This window comes from Kaarinaea lacus, from assembly GCF_975902315.1.
Genome location: NZ_CDLKIE010000256.1, coordinates 1 through 4,305 on the forward strand (window position 1 = coordinate 1; position 4,305 = coordinate 4,305).

The following is a 4,305-nucleotide window of genomic DNA, read 5'->3' on the forward strand; positions in this document are numbered from 1 at the left end:
GCTGGGGAAGTTTTAGCTGGTGAACAACCTTTTGTAATGTCCGGCAAAGAACAAATTGCGAAGGATGATACCAATGCGTCGGAGGCTCAAACAACGATGAAAGTACGTGTAACGGCAAAAGGCAAAACCACGGTGTTCGAACTCAACAACTCACAGGCAGCCAAAGACCTGTATGCCCAATTGCCGCTAAACATTGAAGTTGAAGACTACAGCGACAATGAGAAAATCTTCTATCCGCCTAAGAAACTAAATACCTCAGACGCACCCCAGGCGGATGCCAGGGCAGGAACGCTTGCCTACTATGCCCCCTGGGGAGACGTCGTTATGTTCTACGAAAACTTCGGTTCTGCCTCAGGGTTGTATGAACTGGGGCATGCTGTGTCGGGGAGTGAACACATCAATGGGATGAACGGTACCATACAAGTAGAGAAAGCCTCCTCTCCATAGAGCCAGAAGCGCGGTTGAATTATGATCGTGACTGATTTTAATCTCAAAATACAAGTCAGTGCTTTCAGTCGGAAACAGTCATTCAACGAATTAATAGTAGTGTCCCCTTAAGGCTGCTTAAGCGAATTTTTAAGGTGAATACTGGAAACCAGCTTTTGGCTGCATTCGGCCAATTGTGAATTTCATATTCATTTTTTTGGTTCACTTGCCGGCGGAGCTTCTTTTATATGGCACCGGTTACAATTTTCCAGTGCACTAAATGCACCACCACTGTTATGGCAGAAAAAACACCGTTTTTGCGCCCCCTGGTGGTCCGTAAACGCTATGTTTGAACTGCCTTTTTGCATTTTAAATAGTGTGGCGTGGCAAACGTCACATTTGTATTTTTTATGAACTTCGCCTAAAAATGTGACTTTACCCATTGAGCTTTTAGTGAATTCCACCTGTGAACCGGGAGGCACGGCATGAGCTTGAGGAATGCAATATCCAGTTACCACGAATAATAACGCTATACTGGTTTTGTTCATTGTTGTTTTTCTCCACCAACTAATTTTTATCTTTGGTAATAATTACGCTACAAAAACTCAAAAACCATGACTTTTCTCAATCGTATAACAGTTTCTTGCTTCAGTAGGAACAGGTAGGAATTGGGCAGAACTCAATTATTCTCGCCTATTTATGCAACCGTAACAACGATTCAAAAATACTGTGCCAAAGTTAATGGTGGTTAATTTCTTAGCCTTTTTCGTATACGACTCAGAGCGACGGGGGTAATACAATCATAGCTGGCAACATGGTACTGCGTCAGCTGATCTTCCAGACCAGGATATTGTGCATGAAGCCTGAACTTCTACATTCGTGGCATTCAGTTTAGGGCTCACAAAGCAGTCATTTATTCCTGTAATATGGATTTTTCCTTGACCAATATCCTCTGGCTTATGAAAATTGAATCTGAATATGGTGTCTCGTTTATTTAGAGCGGAATTTAAGCCAAAATATCGCAAGTTACTGATATTCTTAACGTCACGACTCAATAACCGAGGTGTTAATGTAGTTGTATTACGAGATCCGGGGTCTCGTTTATTCAAGTGTCACGTGCTGGAATAACAAAAACATGGAGAGTATTGATGAATTTTAATAGCCCAGTTCCAATATTGCGCAGTTTCGACGAAGCTAAGGCTAAGGAGTTTTATGTGGATTTTCTTGGCTTCGCTGTTGATTGGGAACATCGATTTGAAGATAACACACCTCTGTATATGCAACTTTCAATAGATAATTGTGTAATTCACTTATCAGAACATCATGGTGATTCAAGTCCGGGGGCATCGTTGAGGATATTAACCTTAAATTTAGATCAGTATCAGAAAGAGTTGTTAGAAAAACAGTATAAAAATGCAAGACCAGGTGTGCAAGATATGCCTTGGGGTACTCGTGACATGGCTATCTCGGATCCATTCGGTAATAAGCTGATATTTAGTGAAGAGCCAGGCACCTAAAAAGTCGCTCACTGGAACGCTCCGCTGCGACGCAGCTCCGTGCCCCTTAGCTAGTCGTTATATTAAATATATGAAATCATCATTATTAAGTATATTTTTTGTATTTTTATTGCTCGGATGTTCCAGTTCTGACAGTGGTTCTGGAGCAGGTAATAATGTTTTGGAGGGTGTCTGGTTTTCTGACTGTGTTAATGTGAATTTACTTCCTTTTCCGATGTATTACGTCGCCTTTGGAGAATTCGTCATTATGGAATTAAACTTTGAAAATGGTGATTTTTATTCTGTAAGTCGCTTTTACAACAACGATCAATGCCAAAATATTGATTTAGAATACAACAGTTTTGAGGGAACTTATGAAATTATTGGTGAAGTCGATCCTCAATCAGGTAATAGTGTAAAGCGGCTTGATATGGAATTAAAAGATAATTTTGTGTTTTATGATCTGCCTCCATTTACTACATATTATGTAATTGAGGATGGTATTTTATATATGAATGATACGTTAAGTAGTGAAGTGAATATTAATAGAAATGTAGCATTTACAAAATAAAATTAAATATAAAAACATATAACAAGGCTCAGGGCTTGTTTATTCAAATGCCAGGCTGTTTGCCGCATATTTACAATTGATGAAATGTTAAATAATAATCGCCAACTCGATGTTTGTGCTATATGTAACGAGCAGTCAGAACAACTAGTTTCAAAAACATCAGACAAAATCCATTATATCTGTTCTATTTGTGGAGAGTATTCTATTTTTAGAAACGCTATACCGATATTAAGGCAAAGTTTTGAAGAGAATAAACGGTTAAAGCTTTCAAAATGGGTAAAAGACAAAAACAGCGAGGGTGGAGTACCGGAATTAACGCTAGCGAAATTAAAAAATATTCTTTTTAATCCTATGGAGGATTTAGAAAATAATTGGGGGGCAAGATACGAGCGTTTGCAACAAAAAAGGTATGGGCTTATTTACCTATTGATTCCACGTTTCGGTTATTTTTTTATGAAAATTACATTGCCAACTAAGTGGGTAAAAAATGTAGATAGAGATGGCTGGGCCTCTAATATTCTTGGCGTAATTATATGGATCATAGTGTTTATAATGTTGTTTGCGTTAAGGAGGCATTAAAAAGTGGCTAAGAATAACCTGACAACCCACCTAATTATGCATGTCCTTTGGATATGCTCTGATCATGGGGATGTTGCGTACCCTCTCGACTTGTGAGTGGCGCGTTACAAAAGGAATTAAGTGGAAATTGTAGTTATAAGGCATGGCAAGTCCATAGTTGACCCTTCTGGAAGTGTTAATGCTAGAGAATTTGGTGTTTGTACCAGGGAATATGATGAACTGGGCGTGTGTGGAAAACATTTGCCTGATCAAAAAACAATTGAAAGAGTAGCTAAGTGTAAATTTACAATATGTAGTGATTTATCGAGATCAATTCAGTCAGCAAAGTTACTTGGCCTAGAAGAGCCTGGTTTGATCAGCTCTCTTTATAGAGAGTGTGAAATACCATATACAGACTGGCTGTTTCCAAAGCTCTCAAAAACAAAATGGGCGATGATATTTCGTATTTTTCAACTAATGGGGTATTCCCCAAACGCCGAGTCTTACAAACAGGCGCTAAATAGAAGTAAGGCGTGTGCTGTTCAGCTTGAACAACTATCGTTTGAGTATGGTTCTGTCTTATATGTAGGGCATGGTGCGTTGATTTGGCTTATCCACAGGCAACTTTTAAGTTCAGGGTGGCTTGGCCCCAGGAAATCAGCAAGAGAACATTGGGAATATGGGGTTTATAGATACAATGAAACATAACAATGGCAGGACCATATAGAAAGTGTTCATGTTATGAAAATATTGTCATCGCAAAAAAATAGCGCAATTTTTCACACAACACTGCTACTGCCTGGTGCGCCTGCTGTAGTTTGGTTGACGTTCGAGTAGTTTTAATCTAACGCAGTGCACGAGCAAATTATTGTGACAGGATGATATGAAATTGTTCAAAGAATTCGAAATCTCTGGATATTATGTTTCCCTGCTGTTCTTTGTTTGTGGGCTTTTCTCTCCGCACGCGGTTTTTTCGGCAGAACGCTATACAGTGGATAGCGACCAATCTTTTGTCCGTATCGCAGCAAAGATGTGTGAGCCAGACCTGTTGAAAGGGGAGTTCGGTAATGTTTCAGGGGAGATACTGCTGGATGAAGAGAACCTGCAGAATTCCAGTGTCACCATCACCGTGACCGCCGCTGATGCCGTGTTTGATCATGAATTTCATCGGAGCGATAACATTAAAGACATCATTATGGGTGAGAAGCTGCTTACGGTATTAAAGTTTCCACTAATTACTTTTAAGAGTACCGA

The 4,305-nt window shown here is 39.6% G+C and carries 7 protein-coding genes; 6 read left to right on the forward strand and 1 reads right to left on the reverse strand.

What is annotated here, in order from left to right; translation table 11 throughout:
- Nucleotides 1-447: cyclophilin-like fold protein (locus tag ACWVCM_RS07950; protein ID WP_455201197.1), on the forward strand; the 447-nt coding region annotated here is incomplete at its 5' end.
- Between the two features lie 188 nt (nucleotides 448-635).
- Here the strand turns inward: ACWVCM_RS07950 and ACWVCM_RS07955 are convergent.
- Nucleotides 636-974 carry a c(7)-type cytochrome triheme domain-containing protein gene (locus ACWVCM_RS07955; protein WP_455201198.1) on the reverse strand — a complete coding sequence of 113 codons (339 nt, stop codon included), beginning with the start codon at nucleotides 972-974 and terminating at the stop codon, nucleotides 636-638.
- 600 nt (nucleotides 975-1,574) lie between these two features.
- On the opposite strand from ACWVCM_RS07955, the gene ACWVCM_RS07960 reads away from it, so the two are divergent.
- From ACWVCM_RS07960 to ACWVCM_RS07980, 5 genes are all read left to right on the forward strand, one after another.
- Entirely contained in the window at nucleotides 1,575-1,943 is a 369-nt protein-coding gene (locus ACWVCM_RS07960; protein WP_455201199.1) for a glyoxalase superfamily protein, read from the forward strand.
- A complete protein-coding gene (locus tag ACWVCM_RS07965; RefSeq protein ID WP_455201200.1) occupies nucleotides 1,924-2,493 on the forward strand; it encodes a hypothetical protein in 570 nt (189 codons plus the stop codon). Before ACWVCM_RS07960 ends, ACWVCM_RS07965 begins: the two co-directional genes overlap by 20 nt.
- Nucleotides 2,494-2,577: 84 nt before the next feature.
- Entirely contained in the window at nucleotides 2,578-3,072 is a 495-nt protein-coding gene (locus ACWVCM_RS07970; protein WP_455201201.1) for a hypothetical protein, read from the forward strand.
- 120 nt (nucleotides 3,073-3,192) lie between these two features.
- Nucleotides 3,193-3,759 (forward strand): histidine phosphatase family protein, encoded by a 567-nt coding sequence (locus tag ACWVCM_RS07975; RefSeq protein ID WP_455201202.1) that lies wholly within the window; start codon nucleotides 3,193-3,195, stop codon nucleotides 3,757-3,759.
- 283 nt (nucleotides 3,760-4,042) lie between these two features.
- The coding region (locus tag ACWVCM_RS07980) for a YceI family protein (RefSeq protein ID WP_455201203.1) at nucleotides 4,043-4,305 on the forward strand (263 nt) is incomplete at its 3' end.